The 22267-nt window shown below is 73.0% G+C and carries 20 protein-coding genes; 18 read left to right on the forward strand and 2 right to left on the reverse strand.

Annotated elements, in window-relative coordinates:
- Nucleotide 1 precedes the first annotated feature (1 nt).
- The 3 genes from secF to O7599_RS33915 all read left to right on the forward strand — a co-directional run bounded on the left by secF (nucleotide 2) and on the right by O7599_RS33915 (nucleotide 4435).
- On the forward strand, nucleotides 2-1204 hold the full coding sequence (secF, locus tag O7599_RS33905) for a protein translocase subunit SecF (protein WP_281619422.1): 1203 nt from the start codon (nucleotides 2-4) through the stop codon (nucleotides 1202-1204).
- On the forward strand, nucleotides 1201-1749 hold the full coding sequence (locus O7599_RS33910; RefSeq protein WP_281619423.1) for an adenine phosphoribosyltransferase: 549 nt from the start codon (nucleotides 1201-1203) through the stop codon (nucleotides 1747-1749). Before secF ends, O7599_RS33910 begins: the two co-directional genes overlap by 4 nt.
- Nucleotides 1750-1942: 193 nt before the next feature.
- Complete coding sequence (locus O7599_RS33915) at nucleotides 1943-4435, forward strand: bifunctional (p)ppGpp synthetase/guanosine-3',5'-bis(diphosphate) 3'-pyrophosphohydrolase (protein ID WP_281619424.1); 2493 nt, start codon at nucleotides 1943-1945, stop codon at nucleotides 4433-4435.
- A gap of 84 nt (nucleotides 4436-4519) precedes the next feature.
- On the opposite strand, the gene O7599_RS33920 is transcribed toward O7599_RS33915, so the two are convergent.
- On the reverse strand, nucleotides 4520-5749 hold the full coding sequence (locus tag O7599_RS33920; protein ID WP_281619425.1) for a DUF349 domain-containing protein: 1230 nt from the start codon (nucleotides 5747-5749) through the stop codon (nucleotides 4520-4522).
- A 229-nt stretch (nucleotides 5750-5978) separates the two neighbouring features.
- Nucleotides 5979-6833, reverse strand: a complete 855-nt coding sequence (locus tag O7599_RS33925) for a peptidylprolyl isomerase (protein ID WP_281619426.1) — start codon at nucleotides 6831-6833, stop codon at nucleotides 5979-5981.
- A 194-nt stretch (nucleotides 6834-7027) separates the two neighbouring features.
- Here O7599_RS33925 and O7599_RS33930 point away from each other — a divergent pair, with 194 nt between their 5' ends.
- The 15 genes from O7599_RS33930 to aroQ all read left to right on the forward strand — a co-directional run bounded on the left by O7599_RS33930 (nucleotide 7028) and on the right by aroQ (nucleotide 22264).
- Nucleotides 7028-7747, forward strand: coding sequence for an MBL fold metallo-hydrolase (locus O7599_RS33930; protein WP_281619427.1), 720 nt, complete (start codon nucleotides 7028-7030; stop codon nucleotides 7745-7747).
- Nucleotides 7744-9030 carry a histidine--tRNA ligase gene (gene hisS / locus O7599_RS33935; RefSeq protein ID WP_281619428.1) on the forward strand — a complete coding sequence of 429 codons (1287 nt, stop codon included), beginning with the start codon at nucleotides 7744-7746 and terminating at the stop codon, nucleotides 9028-9030. The genes O7599_RS33930 and hisS overlap by 4 nt, the downstream gene beginning before the upstream one ends.
- 183 nt (nucleotides 9031-9213) lie before the next feature.
- On the forward strand, nucleotides 9214-9855 hold the full coding sequence (locus O7599_RS33940; protein ID WP_281619429.1) for a vitamin K epoxide reductase family protein: 642 nt from the start codon (nucleotides 9214-9216) through the stop codon (nucleotides 9853-9855).
- Between the two features lie 33 nt (nucleotides 9856-9888).
- Complete coding sequence (locus O7599_RS33945) at nucleotides 9889-11274, forward strand: replication-associated recombination protein A (protein ID WP_281619430.1); 1386 nt, start codon at nucleotides 9889-9891, stop codon at nucleotides 11272-11274.
- 164 nt (nucleotides 11275-11438) lie between these two features.
- Complete coding sequence (gene rpsD / locus O7599_RS33950; protein ID WP_281619431.1) at nucleotides 11439-12050, forward strand: 30S ribosomal protein S4; 612 nt, start codon at nucleotides 11439-11441, stop codon at nucleotides 12048-12050.
- Nucleotides 12051-12249: 199 nt separating this feature from the next.
- Nucleotides 12250-12723, forward strand: coding sequence for a DUF948 domain-containing protein (locus O7599_RS33955; RefSeq protein ID WP_281619432.1), 474 nt, complete (start codon nucleotides 12250-12252; stop codon nucleotides 12721-12723).
- A 5-nt stretch (nucleotides 12724-12728) separates the two neighbouring features.
- The gene (locus tag O7599_RS33960; protein WP_281619433.1) at nucleotides 12729-13079 is read left to right on the forward strand and encodes a DUF6167 family protein; all 351 of its coding nucleotides are present in this window, start codon (nucleotides 12729-12731) and stop codon (nucleotides 13077-13079) included.
- Nucleotides 13079-15748 carry an alanine--tRNA ligase gene (gene alaS, locus O7599_RS33965; RefSeq protein WP_281619434.1) on the forward strand — a complete coding sequence of 890 codons (2670 nt, stop codon included), beginning with the start codon at nucleotides 13079-13081 and terminating at the stop codon, nucleotides 15746-15748. The genes O7599_RS33960 and alaS overlap by 1 nt, the downstream gene beginning before the upstream one ends.
- 25 nt (nucleotides 15749-15773) lie before the next feature.
- Nucleotides 15774-16241, forward strand: coding sequence for a Holliday junction resolvase RuvX (ruvX, locus tag O7599_RS33970; RefSeq protein WP_281619435.1), 468 nt, complete (start codon nucleotides 15774-15776; stop codon nucleotides 16239-16241).
- Nucleotides 16242-16319: 78 nt separating this feature from the next.
- Complete coding sequence (gene mltG, locus O7599_RS33975; protein WP_281619436.1) at nucleotides 16320-17966, forward strand: endolytic transglycosylase MltG; 1647 nt, start codon at nucleotides 16320-16322, stop codon at nucleotides 17964-17966.
- Nucleotides 17963-18802, forward strand: coding sequence for a shikimate dehydrogenase (locus tag O7599_RS33980; RefSeq protein WP_281619437.1), 840 nt, complete (start codon nucleotides 17963-17965; stop codon nucleotides 18800-18802). Before mltG ends, O7599_RS33980 begins: the two co-directional genes overlap by 4 nt.
- 144 nt (nucleotides 18803-18946) lie before the next feature.
- Entirely contained in the window at nucleotides 18947-20131 is a 1185-nt protein-coding gene (aroC, locus tag O7599_RS33985; protein WP_281619438.1) for a chorismate synthase, read from the forward strand.
- Nucleotides 20128-20700 carry a shikimate kinase gene (locus O7599_RS33990; protein WP_281619439.1) on the forward strand — a complete coding sequence of 191 codons (573 nt, stop codon included), beginning with the start codon at nucleotides 20128-20130 and terminating at the stop codon, nucleotides 20698-20700. Before aroC ends, O7599_RS33990 begins: the two co-directional genes overlap by 4 nt.
- Nucleotides 20697-21827, forward strand: a complete 1131-nt coding sequence (aroB, locus tag O7599_RS33995; RefSeq protein ID WP_281619440.1) for a 3-dehydroquinate synthase — start codon at nucleotides 20697-20699, stop codon at nucleotides 21825-21827. Before O7599_RS33990 ends, aroB begins: the two co-directional genes overlap by 4 nt.
- Nucleotides 21824-22264, forward strand: coding sequence for a type II 3-dehydroquinate dehydratase (gene aroQ / locus O7599_RS34000; protein ID WP_281619441.1), 441 nt, complete (start codon nucleotides 21824-21826; stop codon nucleotides 22262-22264). The genes aroB and aroQ overlap by 4 nt, the downstream gene beginning before the upstream one ends.
- Nucleotides 22265-22267 lie beyond the last annotated feature (3 nt).

The following is a 22267-nucleotide window of genomic DNA, read 5'->3' on the forward strand; positions in this document are numbered from 1 at the left end:
GATGTCGCGCCTCGGCACCCTCGGCGCCCGCCTCTACCGCGGTGAGGCCGGCTACGACTTCGTTGCGAAGCGGTTCCTCTGGTACGGCGTCTCCGTCCTCATCACGGTCATCGCGGTCGCCGGCTTCTTCATCCGCGGCCTGAACATGGGCATCGAGTTCGAGGGCGGCGCGGTCTTCACCACCCCGAAGACCGAGACCTCGGTCTCGCAGGCCCAGGAGGTCGCCGAGGACGCCTCGGGCCACCAGGCCATCGTCCAGGAGCTGGGCAGCGGGAAGCTCCGCATCCAGGTCAGCAGCATCGAGACGCAGCAGTCCGACAAGGTCAAGTCGGCGCTCGCCGAAGAGCTGAACGTCGACGCGGGGCAGATCAACGACCAGCTCGTCGGCCCCAGTTGGGGCGAGCAGATCGCGAACAAGGCGTGGCAGGGCCTGGCGATCTTCATGGTCCTCGTGGTGATCTATCTCGCCATCGCCTTCGAGTGGCGCATGGCGCTGTCGGCGCTCGTCGCGCTGATCCACGACCTGACGATCACGGTCGGCGTCTACACGATCGTCGGCTTCGAAGTCACCCCGGGCACGGTCATCGGCCTGCTGACCATCCTGGGTTACTCGCTGTACGACACGGTGGTGGTCTTCGACGGCCTCAAGGAGAGCACGAAGGACATCACCAAGCAGACGGGCTTCACCTACCGGGAGGCGGCCAACCGCAGCCTCAACGGCACGCTCGTCCGCTCCATCAACACCACCGTCGTCGCTCTGCTGCCGGTCGCCGGCCTGCTGTTCATCGGCGGCGGCGTGCTCGGCGGCGGCATGCTCAACGACATCGCGCTGTCGCTGTTCGTCGGCCTCGCGGCCGGCGCGTACTCCTCGATCTTCATCGCCACCCCGTTGGTCGTCGACTTCAAGGAGCGCGACCCCGCGATCAAGGCACACAACAAGCGCGTGGCCGCCCGCCGCGCCTCCGACGCCCGGGCCGCCGCCCGCGGCGAGAAGGCGTCGGCCCGGCGCGAGGACGGGCCCGGCGCGGCGGCGGTCGAGGACGCCGAGCCGCAGGACGACCCCCGCGCCCCCGAACCCGCGGGCCAGGGCGTCGTCGGGTCCCCGCGCGCCGAGGGCCGCCGGCAGCAGCCGGTGTCGCGGCAGCGCGGCCGGGGCCGGCCCTCCGGCAGCCGCGGCGGCCGGTCGGGGGGCAAGCGGCGGTGAGTGTGCCCGACGGGACCCGGGAGCTGCTGCTCAGCCGGATCCAGGACGTGCCGGACTATCCGCAGCCCGGCGTGATGTTCAAGGACATCACCCCGCTGCTGGCCGACGCGAAGGCGTTCACGCTGCTCACGGACGCGCTGACCGACGTCTGCCGGGAGCAGGGTGCGCAGAAGGTCGTCGGTCTGGAGGCGCGCGGCTTCATCCTGGGCGCGCCGGTCGCGGTGCGCGCGGGGATCGGCTTCGTGCCCGTACGCAAGGCAGGCAAGCTGCCGGGCGCCACCCTCGGGCAGGCGTACGACCTGGAGTACGGCACGGCGGAGATCGAGATACACGCGGACGCCCTGCAGCCCGGCGACCGGGTGCTGGTCATCGACGACGTGCTGGCCACCGGCGGCACCGCGGAGGCGTCGGTGCAGCTCATCCGGCGCGCCGGCGGCACCGTCACCGGTCTGGCCGTGCTGCTGGAGCTGGGCTTCCTGGCCGGCCGGGCGCGCGTCGAGCGGGCGCTCGACGGCGCTCCGCTGGACGCGCTCGTCACCGTCTGAGCGGTCCGGGGAGGCCGGGCGTCCCGGGCGGCCCGGCGGGTCTGTGCCGTCCGGGCGGCACGTGCCGTCCCGGTCGGCGTTCTGCCCGGTGGGGGGCCTGGTCAGGCGGTTGCCGGGTGGTGCGGACGCGACGGCAGATACCATGGCAGTTCCGGGGATCTCCCCGTGGGCCGTCCACCGTCAAGGAGTGCTCTTGCCAGACGAGGCTCATCGGTCCACCGCAGCGCCGCCCGAGAAGCAGCCCGGCGCGGCGGACCGCCCGCTGCCCCCGCGGGCCGTGGAGAACGGCTCCGGGCGCCGTGCCGCGCCGCCGGACGGGCGTGCGCAGCCGGCCACCCCCGCGCGCGTCGAGCCCGCCTCGGGCCACGGCGGCGGGCAGGCCGGCCGCGGCGGGTCGCCGAGCCGCGTGCGCGCGCGGCTGGCGCGCCTCGGCGTGCAGCGGCAGAGCCCGTACAACCCGGTGCTGGAGCCGCTGCTGCGGATAGTGCGCGGGAACGACCCGAAGGCCGACACCTCCACGCTGCGCCAGATAGAGCGCGCCTACCAGGTCGCCGAGCGCTGGCACCGCGGCCAGAAGCGCAAGAGCGGCGACCCGTACATCACCCACCCCCTGGCCGTCACCACGATCCTGGCGGAGCTGGGCATGGACCCCGCCACGCTGATGGCCGGGCTGCTGCACGACACGGTCGAGGACACCGAGTACGGGCTCGAAGACCTGCGCCGTGACTTCGGCGACCAGGTGACGCTGCTGGTGGACGGCGTCACCAAGCTGGACAAGGTCAAGTTCGGCGAGGCCGCGCAGGCGGAGACCGTGCGCAAGATGGTCGTCGCCATGGCCAAGGACCCCCGGGTCCTGGTGATCAAGCTCGCCGACCGGCTGCACAACATGCGCACGATGCGCTACCTGCGCCGGGAGAAGCAGGAGCAGAAGGCGCGCGAGACCCTGGAGATCTACGCGCCGCTGGCCCACCGGCTGGGCATGAACACCATCAAGTGGGAGCTGGAGGACCTCGCCTTCGCGATCCTCTACCCGAAGATGTACGACGAGATCGTCCGGCTGGTCGCCGAGCGCGCCCCGAAGCGGGACGAGTACCTGGCGGTCGTCATCGACGAGGTCCAGCAGGACCTGCGCAGCGCCCGGATCAAGGCGACCGTCACCGGCCGCCCGAAGCACTACTACAGCGTCTACCAGAAGATGATCGTCCGCGGCCGCGACTTCGCCGAGATCTACGACCTGGTGGGCATCCGCGTCCTCGTCGACTCGGTCCGCGACTGCTACGCGGCGCTCGGCACCATCCACGCGCGGTGGAATCCCGTCCCCGGACGGTTCAAGGACTACATCGCGATGCCCAAGTTCAACATGTACCAGTCGCTGCACACGACGGTCATCGGGCCCGAGGGCAAGCCCGTCGAGCTGCAGCTCCGCACGTTCGACATGCACCGCCGCGCCGAGTACGGCATCGCCGCGCACTGGAAGTACAAGCAGGAGGCCGCCGGCGGCGCCGCCCGCCAGCAGGGCGCCGGCGCCCGCAGGGGCGGGAAGTCCGAGCAGGTCAACGACATGGCCTGGCTGCGCCAGTTGATCGACTGGCAGAAGGAGACCGAGGACCCCGGCGAGTTCCTGGACGCGCTGCGCTTCGACCTCTCCCGCAACGAGGTCTTCGTCTTCACGCCCAAGGGCGACGTGATCGCCCTGCCGGCCGGCGCCACGCCCGTCGACTTCGCGTACGCCGTGCACACCGAGGTCGGGCACAAGACCATAGGAGCGCGGGTCGGCGGCCGGCTCGTACCGCTGGAATCCGCGCTCGACAACGGCGACACCGTCGAGGTCTTCACCTCCAAGGCGGCCGGCGCGGGCCCCTCCCGGGACTGGCTGAACTTCGTCAAGTCGCCCCGCGCGCGCAACAAGATCCGCGCCTGGTTCTCCAAGGAGCGCCGGGACGAGGCGATCGAGCAGGGCAAGGACGCCATCGCCCGGGCCATGCGCAAGCAGAACCTGCCGATCCAGCGCATCCTCACCGGCGACTCCCTGGTCACCATCGCGCACGAGATGCGCTACCCCGACATCTCCGCGCTCTACGCGGCGATCGGCGAGGGCCACATCTCCGCGCAGAACGTGGTGCAGAAGCTGGTCCAGGCGCTCGGCGGCGAGGAGGCGGCCACCGAGGACATCGAGGAGACCGCCCCGCCGCTGCGCGGCAAGACCCGCAAGCGCCGGGCGGTCAACGACCCCGGGGTGATCGTCAAGGGCGTCGACGACGTGTGGGTGAAGCTCTCCCGCTGCTGTACGCCGGTGCCCGGAGACCCGATCATCGGCTTCGTCACCCGCGGCAAGGGCGTCTCCGTGCACCGCGCGGACTGCGTCAACGTCGAGTCGCTGTCGCAGCAGCCCGAGCGGATCATCGAGGTGGAGTGGGCGCCGACGCAGTCGTCGGTCTTCCTCGTCGCCATCCAGGTGGAGGCCCTCGACCGCTCCCGGCTGCTCTCGGACGTCACCAGGGTGCTGTCCGACCAGCACGTGAACATCCTGTCCGCCGCCGTGCAGACCTCCCGCGACCGGGTGGCCACCTCGCGCTTCACCTTCGAGATGGGCGATCCGAAGCACCTGGGACACGTGCTGAAGGCGGTACGGAAGGTGGAGGGCGTCTACGACGTGTACCGCGTCACCTCCGCCCGGAACAACTGAGCGCACCCGCCGCCCTCGTCCCCCAACGCGCCGAGGGCCCCGCCGCCCGGCGGGGCCCTCGGCACGTACGAGCTGCTCCGGCGCTCAGCCCCCGAACTCCCGCAGGCCCTTGAGGGCCTGGTCGAGCAGCGCCTGCCGGCCCTCCAGCTCACGGGCCAGCTTGTCGGCCTTGGCGGCGTTGCCCTGCGACCTGGCCTGCTCGATCTGCCGGTGGAGCTTGTCGACGGCGTCCTGCAACTGCCCCGTGAGCCCCTCGGCGCGCGCCCGCGCCTCCGGGTTCGTCCGGCGCCACTCGGCCTCCTCCGCCTCGCCGATGGAGCGCTCCACGGCGTGCATCCGGGCCTCGATCTTCGCCCTGGCGTCCCGGGGTACGTGGCCGATGGCCTCCCACCGCTCGTTGATCGAACGGAAGGCCCCCCTGGCGGTCTTGAGGTCGGTGACCGGCAGCAGCTTCTCCGCCTCCGCGACCAGCTCCTCCTTGCGCGTCAGGTTCTCGCGCTGCTCGTGGTCGCGCTCCGCGAAGACCTCGCTGCGGGCCTGGAAGAAGACGTCCTGCGCGCCGCGGAAGCGGGTCCACAGGTCCTCCTCCTGGTCGCGCTGCGCGCGGCCCGCGGCCTTCCAGTCCGACATCAGCTCGCGGTAGCGGGCGGCCGTCGGCCCCCACTCACGGGAGGCGGAGAGCGCCTCCGCCTCCTCCACCAGCTTCTCCTTGCGCCGCCTGGCCTCCTCGCGCTGGGCGTCGAGGGAGGCGAAGTGGGCCTTGCGGCGCTTGGAGAAGGCCGAGCGGGCGTGGCTGAAGCGGTGCCACAGCTCGTCGTCGCTCCTGCGGTCCAGCCGCGGCAGGCTCTTCCAGGTCTCCACCAGTTCCCGCAGCCGCTCGCCCGCCGCGCGCCACTGCTCGCTCTGCGCCAGCTCCTCCGCCTCGGCGACCACCGCCTCCTTGGACTCGCGCACTTCCTGCTGGTGCTTGGCCTTCGCCGCCTTGCGCTCCTCCTGACGGGCGCCCACGGCCTCCACCAGCCGGTCGAGCCGCGCCGTCAGCGCGTCCAGGTCGCCGACCGCGTGCGCCTCCGAGACCTGCGCGCGCAGGTGGTCGATGGCGGTGGTGGCGTCCTTGGTGGACAGGTCGGTGGTCTGCACCCGGCGCTCGAGGAGGCCGATCTCCACGACCAGGCCCTCGTACTTGCGCTTGAAGTAGGCGAGCGCCTCGTCGGCCGAGCCCGCCTGCCAGGAACCGACGACTCGCTCGCCGTCGGCGGTACGCACGTACACGGTGCCCGTCTCGTCGACCCGGCCCCATGGGTCGCTGCTCACAGCGCCTCCTCACATGACGCCCCGCGGGCCCGGCAGCCCGGCGGCGTCGTCCACAGTTGTCTGCGGCCGGAAAGGGGATGGGGTACCGGATCCGGCCGATCGGCGGCGGGCGAAGGCGACTGCCGCCGGCACCCCCGCACCTGCACAACGCCAACATAGGCGAACGGCGGGCCGGCTGTCCGCATCCCGCGCGAGACCAATCCCGTAACGACGCGGGCCCGGTCGCGGCTCAGTGGTCGTGCTCCTGCTCCTTGGTGCCCTCGGTGACGGTCGCCTTGTCGATGACCACGGTCGCGTTCGGCGCGGTGTTGCCGGTCTGCGGGTCCTGCGGCTGCGCGCCGGCCTCGGCGATGGTGTTGACCGTCGCCGTGCCCTCGCCGGTGAGCATGCCGAAGGGCGTGTAGTTCGGGGGCAGCGGGCTGTCCTGGTAGACCAGGAAGAACTGGCTGCCGCCGGAGTCCTTCTGCCCGGTGTTGGCCATCGCCACGGTGCCCGCGGGGTACGTCCCGCCCTTGACCGCCTTGTCCTTGAGGTTCTCGTCCGGGATCGTGTACCCGGGTCCGCCCTGGCCGGTACCGCCCGGGTCGCCGCACTGCAGCACGAAGATGCCGGACTCCTGTCCGGTCAGCCGGTGGCACGGGCTGTGGTCGAAGTAGCCCTCGTCGGCGAGGAAGCGCATGTTGTTCACGGTGTGCGGCGCCTTGCCCGCGTCCATCTCGATGCCGATGTCGCCACAGGTGGTCGACAGCGTCATCGTGTACGTCGCGGACTCGTCGATGTCGAGCTTCGGCTCCTTCTTCCACGTCTTCTTCGACGGCTTGCCGGCCTCCGGCTTGCCGCAGGGGTCGTGCGCCTTCTCCGGGCTCGCGCTGGGCGCCGCCGCGTCGTCCTTCTTCTTGTCGTCGTCGTCCGACCCGAAGCCGGTGGCGGCCGCGATCGTGACGACGACGATCACCAACACCAGCGGGGCGCTGATGATCGCCGCGAGCTTCCGGTTGTGCTTTCTGCGGTCGGCGCGCCTGCGCTGCTGCCGCTCGTACTTATCCCGGGCGAGCTGCCGCCTCCGCTGGTCCCTGCTGACCACCGCGTCTTCTCCCTCGCATCGCTGCCACACGCGTTCGTGGACCGGAATTCCGTGTGCCGTACCGTATATCGATTCGCTGCCGGATGAGGAGCGCCGGTAGTCTCAGAACGGCCGCAATTCCGGGGCCGCCCGCGGTCCGCGCGGCTCCCGGCGGCGGCACACATCCGACGGCATCCGACAGGTGAAGGACGATCGTGCTCATTGCCGGGTTCCCCGCGGGCGCATGGGGCACCAACTGTTATCTCCTCGCCCCGGCCGCGGGGGAGGAGTGTGTGATCGTCGACCCCGGGCACCGGGCCGCCGACGGCGTCGCCGAAGCGGTCGCCAAGCACCGGCTCAAGCCGGTCGCGGTCGTGCTCACCCACGGGCACCTGGACCACGTCGCCTCGGTGCTCCCCGTCTGCGGCGCCCACGACGTGCCCGCCTGGATCCACCCCGCCGACCGGTACATGCTCACCGACCCGGAGAAGGCGCTCGGCCTGTCCGTCGGAGCGCCGCTGCTCGGCGACCTGACGGTAGGCGAGCCGGACGACCTGGTCGAGCTCGCCGACGGCGCCGAGCTGGAGCTGGCCGGGCTGAGCCTCACCGTCGCGCACGCGCCCGGCCATACCAAGGGGTCGGTGACCTTCCGGCTGCCCGAGCAGCCGGAGGTGCCACAGGTCCTCTTCTCGGGCGACCTGCTCTTCGCCGGCTCCATCGGACGCACCGACCTGCCCGGCGGCGACAGCGCCGAGATCCTGCGGTCGCTGGCCCGCGTGTGCCTGCCGCTCGACGACTCGACCGTGGTGCTCCCCGGGCACGGCCCCCAGACGACCATCGGCCGCGAGCGCGCCGGCAATCCCTTCCTGCAGGAGCTGGCCGCCGGCCGGGCGGGCGGCCAGGCCGCCCCGCTCCGCCACCGACGACGAATGTGACGACACTCTCCGTGAGCACTTCACCGGCCTTCAAGGCCCCCAAGGGCACCTACGACCTGACCCCGCCGCGCTCCGCGGCCTACCTCGCGGTCCGCGAGGCGTTCGCCGCGCCCGTACGCCGCGCCGGCTACGGCTACGTCGAGACCCCCGGCTTCGAGGACGTGCGGCTCTTCTCCCGCGGCGTCGGCGAGTCCACCGACATCGTGACCAAGGAGATGTACACCCTCACCACCAAGGGCGGCGACGAGCTGGCGCTGCGCCCCGAGGGCACCGCCTCCGTGCTGCGCGCCGCGCTGGAGGGCAACCTGCACAAGCAGGGCAACCTGCCGGTCAAGCTGTGGTACTCCGGCTCGTACTACCGCTACGAGCGCCCGCAGAAGGGCCGCTACCGGCACTTCTCCCAGGTCGGCGCCGAGGCCATCGGCGCCGAGGACCCGGCACTGGACGCCGAGTTGATCGTCCTGGCCGTCGACGGCTACCGCGCGCTGGGGCTGACGGGCTTCCGGCTGCTGCTCAACTCCCTCGGCGACCAGGAGTGCCGCCCCGCGTACCGCACCGCGCTGCAGGACTTCCTGCGCGGCCTCGACCTCGACGAGCCCACCCGCGAGCGGATCGAGATCAACCCGCTGCGCGTGCTCGACGACAAGCGCCCGGAGGTCCGGGCGCAGCTCGACGCCGCGCCGCTCATGCGCGGCCACCTGTGCGAGGCGTGCAAGGCGTACCACGAGCAGGTCCGCGAGCTGCTGACCGCGGCCGGCGTCGCGTACGAGGACGACCCCCGGCTGGTCCGCGGCCTCGACTACTACACGCGCACCACCTTCGAGTTCGTCCACGACGGCCTCGGCGCGCAGTCCGCCATCGGCGGCGGTGGGCGCTACGACGGGCTGTCGGAGATGATCGGCGGCCCCGCCCTGCCGTCGGTGGGCTGGGCGCTGGGCGTGGACCGCACGGTGCTGGCGCTGGAGGCCGAGGGCGTGGAGCTGGACCTGCCCGCGACCACCGACGTGTACGCGGCGGCCCTCGGCGAGCAGGCCCGCAGGACCCTCTTCGGCGTGGTCACGGAGCTGCGCCGGGCCGGGGTCGCGGCGGACCTCGCCTTCGGCGGCAAGGGGCTGAAGAACGCGATGCGGTCCGCCGACCGCTCCGGCGCGCGCTACGCGCTGGTCGCGGGGGAGCGGGACCTCGACGAGGGCGTGGTGCAGCTCAAGGACCTCGGCAGCGGCGAGCAGCGGCCGGTCGCGCTGGCCGCGGTCGTCGGCGAGCTGCGGAAGCTGCTGGCCTGACCCCTGCGGGTGGCGCGCTGACGGGCGGACTTACGCCGGTCGAACGCGCGGTCGGGCATCGTTGCCCCTGCCGGTGGACGGCCGGCGGGTCACCGGCTGAGCACCGGTGCACCGGTGCCCGATCGCCCCTCGTTGCGGCACAATGAGGTGCCGCCACCGATCCGAGCCCACGGAAGCAGCGAGATGACCACGACCGCAACGAGAACGGCCCCGTCCCGGCACGAGGACCCGCCCGACTCCGGACTGATCCGGTCGGGCCGACCGTTCGCCTGGCTGCTGGTGATCGGCGGCGCGCTGGGCCTCGTGGCGTCCGCGGTGATCACGCACGACAAGATGAAGCTGCTGGAGGACCCGGGCTACGTCTCGGCCTGCAGCCTGAACCCCGTCCTGTCGTGCAACAACATCATGAAGAGCTGGCAGGCCTCGGTGTTCGGGTTCCCGAACCCGTTCGTCGGCTGGATCGCCTTCCCGATGCTCGTCGTGATCGGCGTCGGCCTGCTGGCCGGCGCGGGGCACCGCCGCTGGTGGTGGACCGGGCTGTGGGCGGGCTCCCTCTTCGGGGTCGGCTTCGTCACCTTCCTCCAGTACTCCTCGCTGTACAAGATCGGCTCACTGTGCCTGTGGTGCTCGCTGGTCTGGGCGGTGACGATCCTGATCTTCTGGTACACGACCGTGCACAACGTCAAGACCGGCGTCTTCCCGGTCTCGGCGCGGGTGCGCGAGGCGGTGCTGGAGTTCAACTGGGTGGTGCCCGTCCTGTGGTACGGGGTCCTGCTGATCCTGATCGGCATCCGCTGGTGGTCGTACTGGAAGACGCTCCTCTGAGGGCTGTCAGTCCCGTGGCATAGGGTCGAATGCGTGGAGCCCGACCTGTTCACCGCCGCGGCCGAGGAGCGCCAGGAGAAGGATCCCGGCAGCTCCCCGCTGGCCGTCCGGATGCGCCCGCGCACCCTCGACGAGGTCGTGGGGCAGCAGCACCTGCTGAGGCCCGGCGCGCCGCTGCGCCGGCTCGTCGGCGAGGGCGCCGGAGGTCCTGCGGGCCCGGCGTCCGTGCTGCTGTGGGGCCCGCCCGGCACCGGCAAGACCACCCTGGCGTACGTGGTCAGCCAGGCCACGCAGAAGCGCTTCGTGGAGCTGTCCGCGATCACCGCCGGCGTCAAGGAGGTCCGCGCGGTCATCGAGGGCGCCCGCCGCGCCGCCGGGGGGTACGGCAAGGAGACCGTCCTCTTCCTCGACGAGATCCACCGCTTCAGCAAGGCCCAGCAGGACTCGCTGCTGCCCGCGGTCGAGAACCGCTGGGTGACGCTGATCGCGGCCACCACGGAGAATCCGTACTTCTCGGTCATCTCCCCGCTGCTCTCCCGCTCGCTGCTGCTCACGCTGGAGCCCCTCACCGACGACGACGTGCGCGGGCTGCTGCACCGGGCGGTCGCCGCCGAGCGCGGGCTCGGCGGCGCGGTGACGCTCCCGGAGGACTCCGAGGAGCACCTGCTGCGCATCGCCGGCGGCGACGCGCGCCGGGCGCTCACGGCGCTGGAGGCGGCGGCGGGGGCGGCGCTGGCGCAGGGCGAGGCGGAGGTGTCGCTGCCGACGCTGGAGGCGGCGGTGGACCGCGCCGCCGTGGCGTACGACCGGGACGGCGACCAGCACTACGACGTGGCCAGCGCCCTGATCAAGTCCGTGCGCGGCTCGGACGTGGACGCGGCGCTGCACTATCTGGCGCGCATGATCGAGGCCGGTGAGGACCCGCGGTTCATCGCCCGGCGGCTGATGATCTCCGCCAGCGAGGACATCGGGCTCGCCGACTCCTCGGCGCTGCAGACGGCGGTCGCCGCGGCCCAGGCCGTGGCCATGATCGGCTTCCCGGAGGCGGCGCTGACGCTGGCGCACGCCACGGTGGCGCTCGCGCTGGCCCCGAAGTCCAACGCGGTGACGAAGGCCGTCGGCGCCGCGATGGACGACGTACGGGCGGGCAGGGCGGGCCCGGTGCCCGCGCATCTGCGGGACGGGCACTACAAGGGCGCGGAGAAGCTGGGGCACGCGCAGGGGTACGTGTACCCGCACGACGTCCCCGGCGCCATCGCCGCCCAGCAGTACGCCCCGGACGCCCTGGCGGGCCGGCGGTACTACGAGCCGACGCGGTACGGCGCGGAGGCGCGGTACGCCGAGGTGGTCGAGCGGGTGCGCGAGCGGCTGGCGGGCGGGGGTCAGGACGGCCCGGGACGGGGCGACGAGCGCAACTGACGCGCGGAGCGCGGGCGGCCGGCGTCCCGGTGACGCGGATCACGGTGCCCGGCCGCCGGGAATGCCCGGATTCGCGAGCGTGTTACCCGAAGAGGTAGCACACCGGCAGCGCGAAATCGCTTAAGGTAAGCCTTGCCTAACTTTCTCAACGAGGACGGAACAGCGTGAACCAGCCGCGCCCCAAGGTCCGCAAGTCGCGGGCCCTCGGCATCCCGCTCACCCCGAAGGCCGCCAAGTACTTCGAGGCGCGCCCCTACCCGCCCGGCATGCACGGCCGCGGTCGCAAGCAGACCAGCGACTACAAGGTCCGGCTGCTGGAGAAGCAGCGGCTGCGCGCGCAGTACGACATCAGCGAGCGCCAGCTCGTGCGGGCGTACGAGCGTGCCAGCAAGGTGCAGGGCAAGACGGGCGAGGCGCTGATCGTCGAGCTGGAGCGCCGCCTGGACGCGCTGGTCCTGCGCGCGGGCCTGGCCCGGACCGTCTACCAGTCCCGGCAGATGGTCGTCCACGGCCACATCGCGGTCAACGGCCGCAAGGTCGACCGGCCGTCCTTCCGGGTCCGCCCGGAGGACGTGGTGACGGTCCGCGAGCGCAGCCGTGAGAAGTACCCCTTCCAGGTCGCGCGCGAGGGCGGCTACGCCCCGGACGGCGAGACCCCCCGCTACCTGGAGGTCAACCTGCCGGCGCTCGCCTTCCGGCTGGACCGGGAGCCCAACCGCCGCGAGATCCCCGTCATCTGCGACGAGCAGCTCGTCGTGGAGTACTACGCCCGCTGACCGCCCGGCCGCGCGGGCGGGCTGCACGGTGCGTACCCGGAAGTATGCGCAACGTACAATCCGCTCGCGCAACTCCCCTGTGCACGGGCGCTAATCCGGTACGGCGCCGTCGGTGCGGCGCGATAGGGTCGGAGCCTGCCCTGGCAGCGCAACACCCCGTCGACTCGCCCGGCGAGCAGCCCTGAAGGAGCGGTGCATCGTGTCCGGTGGAGAGGTGGCCGGCATCCTCGTGGCCGTCTTCTGGGCCATCCTGGTCTCGTTCCTGGCCGTGGCACTCTTCCGGCTCGCCCGGACGCTCCGCGCCGCGGGCGAGTTGGTCACGCGCGTGACCGAGGAGGCCGTCCCGCTTCTCGCGGAGGCCGGCGCCACGGTCCGCTCGGCCCACACCCAGCTCGCGCGGGTCGACGCCATCGCCGCCGACGTCCAGGAGGTCACGGCCAACGCCTCGGCCCTGTCCTCCACCGTCTCCACCGCCTTCGGCGGCCCCCTGGTGAAGGTGGCCGCGTTCGGGTACGGGGTGCGCCGCGCGCTCGGCCGGGACCGCGGCGCGGCGGCGGACGGCGGCGAGGTGATCGTCGGCGGCTCGGTCGGCGGCCCGGCCGGCGCGCCCGCCGCGACCGCCCGGGTGCCCGCCGCCCGCCGGGGCTTTTCCGCCAGGCGCAGAAAGGGCTGAGCAGCATGTTCCGTCGGACCTTCTGGTTCACGACCGGTGCCGCCACCGGCGTCTGGGCCACCCTCAGGGCGCAGCGCGCGATGCGCCACGTCTCCCCCGAGAGCATCGCCGCCACGGCCGCGAACCGCGCCGTCGACACCGGCCGCCGCGCCCTGCTCTTCGCCCGGGACGTGCGCGCCGCGATGGCCGAGCGCGAGGACCAGCTCAACGACGCCCTCGGGCTCAGCCCCCGCAGCCGCCCCGCCGAACTGCCGGGACAGCGCGCCAAGGCACAGCTCGACCGGAAGGCCGCCCGGCGCCGGCCCGACGACCGCAACCGGTACCACCGCAATCGCAACCTGAAAGAGGACCACTGATGGAGTCGGCCGAAATCCGCCGCCGCTGGCTGCGCTTCTTCGAAGAGCGTGGGCACACCGTCGTGCCGTCGGCGTCGCTGATCGCCGACGACCCCACGCTGCTCCTCATCAACGCGGGCATGGTCCCCTTCAAGCCGTACTTCCTCGGCGAGGCCACCCCGCCGTACAAGCGCGCCACCAGCGTGCAGAAGTGCATCCGCACCCCGGACATCGACGAGGTCGGCAAGACCACCCGGCACGGCACGTTCTTCCAGATGTGCGGCAACTTCTCCTTCGGGGACTACTTCAAGGAGGGCGCCGCCACCCTCGCCTGGGAGCTGCTCACCAGCCCGCAGGACGCGGGGGGTTACGGCCTGGACCCCGAGCGCCTGTGGATCACGGTCTACGAGGACGACGACGAGGCCGAGCGCATCTGGCGCGAGGTGGTCGGCGTGCCCCCGGAGCGCATCCAGCGCCTGGGCAAGGAGGAGAACTACTGGGACATGGGCGTGCCCGGTCCCTGCGGCCCCTGCTCCGAGGTCAACTACGACCGCGGCCCCGGGTTCGGCGAGGCGGGCGGCCCCGCCGTCAACGGCGAGCGCTACGTGGAGATCTGGAACCTGGTCTTCATGCAGTACGTGCGCGGCCCCGGCAAGGGCAAGGACTACCCCATCCTCGGCGACCTGCCCCAGCAGAACATCGACACCGGACTCGGCCTCGAACGGCTGGCGATGATCCTGCAGGACGTGCACAACATGTACGAGATCGACACTTCGCGCGCCGTCATCGACAAGGCCGAGGAGCTGACCGGCGTGCGCTACGGCGCCGCCGAGCACTCGGACGTCTCGCTGCGCGTCGTCTCCGACCACATGCGCGCCTCCGTCATGCTCATCGGCGACGGCGTCACCCCCGGCAACGAGGGCCGGGGCTACGTGCTGCGCCGCATCATGCGCCGCGCCGTACGCAACATGAAGCTGCTCGGCGCCGACCGCCCCGTCGTCGGCGAGCTGGTCGACGTCGTCATCCGCACCATGGGCGAGCAGTACCCGGAGCTGGTCGCCGACCGCAAGCGCATCGAGTCCGTCGCGCTCGCCGAGGAGGCCCGCTTCCTCAAGACCCTCAAGGCCGGCACCAACGTGCTGGACACCGCCGTCACCGAGGCCCGGGCCGCCGGCTCCGGCGTGCTCCCCGGCGACAAGGCGTTCCTGCTCCACGACACCTGGGGCTTCCCGATCGACCTCACCCTGGAGATGGCCGGCGAGCAGGGCCTGACGGTCGACGAGGACGGCTTCCGGCGGCTGATGAAGGAGCAGCGGGAGCGGGCCAAGGCCGACGCCGCCGCCAAGAAGACCGGCCACGCCGACCTGTCCGCGTACCGCGAGGTCGCCGACTCCGCCGGCGCCACCGAGTTCACCGGCTACAGCCACACCGACACCGAGTCCACCGTCGTCGGCCTGCTGGTCGGCGGCGTGGCCTCGCCCGCCGCCACCGAGGGCGACGAGGTCGAGGTCATCCTCGACCGCACCCCCTTCTACGCGGAAGGCGGCGGCCAGCTCGCCGACACCGGCCGGATCCGGCTCGGCTCCGGCGCCGTGGTCGAGGTGCGCGACGTGCAGCAGCCCGTGCCGGGCGTCAGCGTGCACAAGGGCGTCGTCCAGGTCGGCGAGGTGACCGTCGGCGAGCCCGCGCAGGCCGCCATCGACGTGAGCCGGCGCCGCGCCATCGCCCGCGCCCACAGCGCCACCCACCTCACCCACCAGGCGCTGCGCGACGCCCTCGGCCCGACCGCCGCGCAGGCCGGCTCCGAGAACGCCCCGGGCCGCTTCCGCTTCGACTTCGGCGCCCCCGCCGCCGTACCGAGCGGCGTCCTGGGCGACGTCGAGCAGAAGATCAACGAAGTGCTGGCCCGCGAACTCGACGTACACGCCGAGGTCATGTCGATGCAGGACGCCAAGAAGCAGGGCGCCCTGGCCGAGTTCGGCGAGAAGTACGGCGACCGGGTCCGCGTCGTCACCATCGGCGACTTCTCCAAGGAGCTGTGCGGTGGCACGCACGTGCACAACACCGCCCAGCTCGGCCTGGTCAAGCTGCTCGGTGAGTCCTCCATCGGCGCCGGCGTGCGCCGGGTGGAGGCCCTGGTCGGCGTGGACGCCTACCACTTCCTCGCCCGCGAGCACACCGTGGTCCACCAGCTCACCGAGCTGCTGAAGGGCCGCCCGGAGGAACTGCCCGAGCGGATCTCCGGCATGCTCGCCCGGCTGAAGGACGCGGAGAAGGAGATCGAGAAGTTCCGCGCCGAGAAGGTGCTGCAGGCCGCCGCCGGCCTCGCCGAGGGCGCCAGGGACGTGCGCGGCGTCGCGCTCGTCGCCGCCCGGGTGCCGGACGGCACCGCCGCCGAGGACCTGCGCAAGCTCGTCCTGGACGTACGGGGCCGGATCCCCGGCGACCGGCCGGCCGTCGTGGCGCTCTTCTCCGTCGCGGGCGCCCGCCCCGTCACCGTGATCGCCACCAACGAGGCCGCCCGCGAGCGCGGCCTGAAGGCCGGCGACCTGGTGCGTACGGCCGCCAAGGCGCTCGGCGGCGGAGGCGGCGGCAAGCCCGACATCGCCCAGGGCGGCGGGCAGGACCCGCAGGCCGTCGGCGAGGCCGTGGCCGCGGTGGAGCGGGGCGTCGCGGAGGCCGCCGCCTGATGCGCGGCAGCCGCCGGAGGACCGGATGATCCGCCGCGGGCGCCGGCTCGCGGTGGACGTCGGCGACGCCAGGATCGGGGTCGCGTCCTGCGACCCCGACGGGATCCTGGCCACGCCCGTGGAGACCGTGCCGGGCCGGGACCTGCCGGCGGCGTACCGCAGGCTGGCCGCGCTCACCGAGGAGTACGAGCCGCTGGAGGTGCTCGTCGGCCTGCCGCGCTCGCTGCACGGCGGCGAGGGCCCGGCCGCGGCCAAGGTCCGCGGCTTCGCCGAGAAGCTGGCGCGCCGCGTCCACCCCGTGCCCGTGCGGCTCGTCGACGAACGGATGTCCACGGTGACGGCCGCTCAGAACCTGCGTGCGGCCGGGAGGTCGAGCCGCAAGGGCCGACCGGTGGTCGACCAGGTGGCGGCCGTCGTCATCCTCCAGAGTGCGCTCGAAGCCGAACGGGCGTCGGGGGTCGCGCCGGGCGAGAGCGTCGAAGTGGCTATGTGATCGCGATACGGTAACGTTCCGCGCGGACACGGCACCCGTCGTATAAACGCACCGGCGGCCACGCGGCATAGGGGACTGATGACTGACTACGGCCAAAACCCCGGCTCCCAACCCTGGCAGCCCGACGACGGCCTTTACGGCGGGCAGCAGGACTGGCAGGGAGGGCAGCCCGGCACCGGGCACCACCACTACGGGGGGCAGCAGCCGCAGCAGCACTACCCGCATCAGCCGCAGTCCTCCTGGGACTCGGGCCAGCAGCCGCAGTACCCCGGCAACTGGGACACCACCGGCGGCGGGATGCCGCTGGCCGACCCCTACGCCGCCCCCGTGCCGCAGCCCGACTACTACGGCACACCGGACGCCTACCCGCCGCCGAACCCGCACCCGCGCCGCCCGCAGCCGCCGCAGCAGCCGGGTCACCAGCAGCCGCACCCGCACCACCAGCAGCCCGGCCACCGGCAGCCGCCGCACCAGCAGCAGCCGCCCCCCCACCCGGCCCAGGGCCGCCGCCGCCCCGACGGCCGCGAGGACTGGGACCCCGCCTCCCGCCCGCCCGAGCGCGACGACCACCCCTTCTTCGACGGCGGCGGCGACGACGACTTCGACGACGGCCGCCACGACGGCCCCCGCGACGGCCGCCGAAGCGGCGGCCGGAGCGCCGGCCGCGACCGGCGCGGCGCCAAGCGCCGCAACGGGTGCGCCTGCCTCGTCATCGCCCTCGTGCTGGCCGGCGGCCTCGGCGGCCTCGGCTACGTCGGCTACAACTTCTGGAGCGACCGCTTCGGCGCCGCCCCCGACTACGCGGGCGAGGGCCAGGGCAACGTGACCGTGGAGATCCCCGAGGGCGCGACCGTCACGCAGATGGGGAACATCCTCAAGGAAAAGGGCGTGGTCAAGAGCGTCCAGGCGTTCATCGACGCCGCCGGCACGGAGACCCTGCACCCCGGCGCGTACACGCTGCACAAGGAAATGTCCGGCGAGGCCGCCGTCGAGATGATGATGAGCCCGGAGGCCGCCAACGCCCTCGTCGTCCCCGAGGGCCGGCGCGCCACCGCCGTCTACGCGATGATCGACGAGCACCTGGGGCTGGAGGAGGACACCACCGCCAAGGTCGCCGAGAAGGGCGACCTCGGCCTGCCCGACTGGGCGGAGGGCAACCCCGAGGGCTTCCTGTGGCCGTCGAACTACTCCGCCGCCGAGGGCACCGACCCCAAGAAGGTGCTGCGCGAGATGGTCGAGCGCGCCAACGCCAAGTACACGGAGCTGGGCCTGGAGGACAAGGCGGAGAAGGTGGGGCAGACCCCGTACGAGGTCCTCACCATCGCCAGCCTCATCGAGGCGGAGGGGCAGTCGAAGGAGGAGTTCGGCAAGGTCTCGCGGGTCATCTACAACCGCCTGAAGCCGGACAACACCGCCACCAACGGCATGCTGCAGTTCGACTCCACCATCAACTACGCCAAGGGCGAGTCGAACCTCGACATCTCCAACCAGGACACGCAGTTCGACTCCCCGTACAACACGTACCTCCACGCCGGCCTGCCGCCCGGGCCCATCGACAACCCCAGCGAGCGCGCCATCGAGGCGGCCCTCGCCCCGACCCAGGGCGACTGGCTGTACTTCGTCACCGTCAAGCCGGGCGAGACGCGCTTCACCGCCAGCAAGGAAGAACACGACCGCAACGTCGAGGAGTTCAACGAGAACCAGCGCAAGGAGGAGGACGAGTGAGGGAAGGGCCGCGGCGTGCGGCCGTGCTCGGCTCGCCCATCGCCCACTCCCTGTCGCCGGTGCTGCACCGCGCCGCCTACGACGATCTCGGCCTGACGGGCTGGACGTACGGCCGCTACGAGGTGGACGAGAAGCAGCTCGCCGCCTTCCTCGACAGCCTGACGCCGGGGGAGTGGGCCGGGCTGTCGCTGACCATGCCGCTCAAGCGCGCGGCGATCCCGCTGGTCGACGAGGTCAGCGCCACCGCCCGGTCCGTCGAGGCCGTCAACACCGTCGTCCTGCGCGACGACGGCCGCCGCTTCGGCGACAACACCGACATCCCGGGGATCGCCGCGGCGCTGCGCGAGCGCGGCATCGAGAAGGTCGAGCGCGCCGCCGTCCTCGGCGCCGGCGCCACCGCCTCCTCCGCGCTCGCCGCCCTCGCCGCCGTCTGCTCCGGGGAGGTCACGGCGTACGTACGCTCCGCCGCCCGCGCGACGGAGATGGAGCAGTGGGGTGAGCGCCTCGGCGTTTCGGTGATCTGTGCGGACTGGTCCGGGGCCGCCGCCGCCTTCGACGCCCCGCTCGTCGTCGCCACCACCCCGGCCGGCGCCACCGACGAGCTCGCGGCCGGGGTGCCGGAGCGCCCCGGCGCGCTCTTCGACGTGCTGTACGAGCCGTGGCCCACGCCGCTCGCCGGCGCGTGGGCCGCGCGTGGCGGGACGGTCGTCGGAGGTCTCGACCTGCTGGTGCACCAGGCGGTGCTGCAGGTGGAGCAGATGACGGGCGCCGCCCGGGCCCCGCTGGCGGCCATGCGGGAGGCCGGCGAGGCCGCGCTCCGCGCCCGTACGCTCTGACCGCGGCGCCCGGCGCCCGGCGGCGGGCTCCCGAGGGGGCAGGAGTCTGCCGGTTCCCCCGTCCATTCCGTGGACCCGGGCGGGTACGGGGCCCGGAGCGTGCGAGGATCGGGGCGAGGACTTCGCACTCGTAAGGGAGCACCGTTGAGCAGGTTGCGCTGGCTCACCGCAGGGGAATCGCACGGCCCGGCACTCGTCGCGACGCTGGAGGGCCTCCCCGCGGGGGTGCCCGTCACCACCGACCTGATCGCCGACCACCTCGCCCGCCGCCGGCTGGGGTACGGCCGCGGGGCGCGGATGAAGTTCGAGCGCGACGAGGTCGCCTTCATCGGCGGCGTACGCCACGGGCTCACCCTCGGCTCCCCGGTCGCGGTCATGATCGGGAACACCGAGTGGCCCAAGTGGGAGAAGGTCATGGCCGCCGATCCGGTGGACCCGGCCGAGCTGGCGGGCATCGCCCGCAACGCCCCGCTGACCCGCCCCCGCCCGGGCCACGCCGACCTCGCCGGCATGCAGAAGTACGGCTTCGACGAGGCCCGCCCGGTGCTGGAGCGCGCCTCGGCCCGCGAGACCGCGGCCCGGGTCGCGCTGGGCGCCGTGGCCCGCTCGTACCTGAAGGAGACCGCCGGCATCGAGATCGTCTCGCACGTCGTGGAGCTGGGCGGCGCCCGCGCCCCCTACGGCAGCGTCCCCGCCCCCGCCGACGTGGCGCAACTGGACGCCGACCCGGTGCGCTGCCTGGACGCGGACGCGAGCAAGGCGATGGTCGCCGAGATCGACCAGGCCCACAAGGACGGCGACACCCTCGGCGGCGTCGTCGAGGTCGTCGCGTACGGCGTGCCGGTCGGCCTCGGCTCGCACGTGCACTGGGACCGCCGGCTGGACTCCCGGCTGGCCGGGGCGCTCATGGGCATCCAGGCCATCAAGGGCGTCGAGCTGGGCGACGGCTTCGCGCTGGCCCGCGTCCCCGGCTCGCAGGCCCACGACGAGATCGTCGGCACCGACGACGGCATCCGCCGCTCCTCCGGCCGCTCCGGCGGCACCGAGGGCGGGCTGAGCACCGGCGAGCGCCTGCGCGTGCGTGCCGCGATGAAGCCCATCGCGACCGTGCCCCGCGCGCTGGCCACCGTGGACGTCGCCACCGGCGAGGCCACCAAGGCGCACCACCAGCGCTCCGACGTCTGCGCCGTGCCCGCCGCGGGCATCGTGGCGGAGGCGATGGTGGCGCTGGTGCTGGCCGACGCGGTGGCGGAGAAGTTCGGCGGCGACAGCGTCACGGAGACCGCCCGCAACGTCCGCGGCTACCTGGAGAACCTGGCGATCCGATGACCAGCAGCACCGAGGGCCGTGAGCGCCCCGACACCCCCGCGCCCGCAGGACGTACGGCCGGCCCCGCCGTCGTGCTCGTCGGCCCGCCCGGCGCCGGCAAGTCCACCGTCGGCGCCGTGCTCGCCGCCCGGCTCGGCACCACCGTCCGCGACACCGACGAGGACATTGAGAGGGCCGCGGGCAAGCCCATCCCCGACATCTTCTACGACGACGGCGAGCCCGCCTTCCGCGCCCTGGAGCGCGCCGCGGTGCGCGCCGCGCTCGCCGAGCACCCCGGCGTGCTGGCCCTCGGCGGCGGCGCCGTCATGGACCCCGGCACCCGCGAGCTGCTCGCCGTCCACCCCGTCGTCTTCCTCGACGTCGAGATGGCCGACGCCGTCAAGCGCGTCGGCCTCGACGCCCCCCGCCCGCTGCTGGCCGTCAACCCGCGCCAGCAGTGGCGCACCCTGATGGAACAGCGCCGCCCCCACTACACCGAGGTCGCCCGCGCGACCGTCACCACCGCCGGCCGCACGCCGGACGAGGTCGCCGAGCTCGTACTCGCAGCATTGGAGAGCCACCCCGCATGACACCGAGCGCCGAAGGGGCCGAGGTCACCCGCATCCACATCGGCGGCACCGCCGGCACGGAGCCGTACGAGGCCGTCGTCGGGCGGCAGTTGCTCGGCGAGCTGCCGCGGCTGATCGGCGAGCGGGCCAGGCGCGTCGCCGTCATCGTGCCGGAGGCCCTGGCCGAGACCGGCGAGGCGCTGCGCGCGGACCTGGCGGGCGGCGACGGGTACGAGGCCGTCGTCATCCAGGTGCCGAACGCCGAGGAGGCCAAGACCGCCGAGGTGGCCGCCTACTGCTGGCGTGCCCTCGGCCAGTCCGGCTTCACCCGCAGCGACGCCGTCGTCGGCGTCGGCGGCGGCGCCACCACCGACCTCGCCGGGTTCGTCGCCGCGAGCTGGCTGCGCGGCGTGCGCTGGGTGGCGGTGCCGACGACCGTGCTGGGCATGGTGGACGCCGCGGTCGGCGGCAAGACCGGCATCAACACCGCGGAGGGCAAGAACCTCGTCGGCGCGTTCCACCCGCCGGCCGGGGTGCTGTGCGACCTCGCCGCGCTGGACTCCCTGGGCGTCCACGACTACGTCTCCGGCCTCGCCGAGGTCATCAAGGCCGGCTTCATCGCCGACCCGGCGATCCTGGAGCTCATCGAGGCCGACCCCGAGGGCGCCCGCAGCCCCGCCGGGCCGCACACCGCGGAGCTGGTCGAGCGCGCGATCCGGGTCAAGGCCGAGGTGGTCTCGGCGGATCTGAAGGAGTCGGGCCTCAGGGAGATCCTCAACTACGGGCACACCCTCGGCCACGCGATCGAGAAGAACGAGCGCTACAAGTGGCGGCACGGCGCGGCCGTCTCCGTCGGCATGGTCTTCGCCGCCGAGCTGGGCCGGATCGCCGGCCGCCTCGACGACGCCACCGCCGACCGGCACCGCGCGGTGCTGCGCGCCGTCGGGCTGCCCGTGACGTACCGCGGCGACCAGTGGCCCAGGCTGCTGCAGACGATGAAGGTGGACAAGAAGACCCGCGGCGACCTGCTGCGCTTCATCGTCCTGGACGGGCTGGCGAAGCCGGCCGTGCTGGAGGGCCCCGACCCGGCGATGCTGCTCGCCGCGCACGCCGAGATCGCCGCGGGCGGCGAGGAGGCGGCCGGATGACGCGCGTGCTGGTGCTCAACGGGCCGAACCTCGGCCGCCTCGGCTCCCGCGAGCCCGACGTCTACGGCGCCACGTCCTACGCGGGCCTCGTCGAGCAGTGCACCGCGCTCGGCAAGGAGCTGGGCTTCGAGGTCGAGGTGCGGGAGACCAACGACGAGGGCGAGATGATCCGCTGGCTGCACGAGGCCGCGGACGGCCGGCTGCCCGTGGTGATCAACCCGGGCGCCTTCACGCACTACTCGTACGGGATGCGCGACGCGGCGGCGCAGCGCACGGCGCCGCTGATCGAGGTGCACATCTCCAACCCGCACGCCCGCGAGGAGTTCCGGCACACCTCCGTGATCGCCGCGGTGGCCTCCGGCACGATCGCGGGCTTCGGCATCGGCTCCTACCTGCTGGCGCTGCGCGCGCTGGCGCAGGGCGCGGTTGCGTCCTGAGCC

Source organism: Streptomyces sp. WMMC500 (genome assembly GCF_027497195.1).
Taxonomy (GTDB): domain Bacteria; phylum Actinomycetota; class Actinomycetes; order Streptomycetales; family Streptomycetaceae; genus Streptomyces.

Bases quoted from the DNA above. Each gene is read 5' to 3' on its own strand.
- O7599_RS33960 (WP_281619433.1), top strand. From the start codon at position 12,729: ATGTTCCGTCGGACCTTCTGGTTCACGACCGGTGCCGCCACCGGCGTC.
- mltG (WP_281619436.1), top strand. From the start codon at position 16,320: ATGACTGACTACGGCCAAAACCCCGGCTCCCAACCCTGGCAGCCCGAC.
- O7599_RS33940 (WP_281619429.1), top strand. From the start codon at position 9,214: ATGACCACGACCGCAACGAGAACGGCCCCGTCCCGGCACGAGGACCCG.
- ruvX (WP_281619435.1), top strand. From the start codon at position 15,774: ATGATCCGCCGCGGGCGCCGGCTCGCGGTGGACGTCGGCGACGCCAGG.
- alaS (WP_281619434.1), top strand. From the start codon at position 13,079: ATGGAGTCGGCCGAAATCCGCCGCCGCTGGCTGCGCTTCTTCGAAGAG.
- secF (WP_281619422.1), top strand. From the start codon at position 2: ATGTCGCGCCTCGGCACCCTCGGCGCCCGCCTCTACCGCGGTGAGGCC.
- O7599_RS33990 (WP_281619439.1), top strand. From the start codon at position 20,128: ATGACCAGCAGCACCGAGGGCCGTGAGCGCCCCGACACCCCCGCGCCC.
- aroB (WP_281619440.1), top strand. From the start codon at position 20,697: ATGACACCGAGCGCCGAAGGGGCCGAGGTCACCCGCATCCACATCGGC.
- aroQ (WP_281619441.1), top strand. From the start codon at position 21,824: ATGACGCGCGTGCTGGTGCTCAACGGGCCGAACCTCGGCCGCCTCGGC.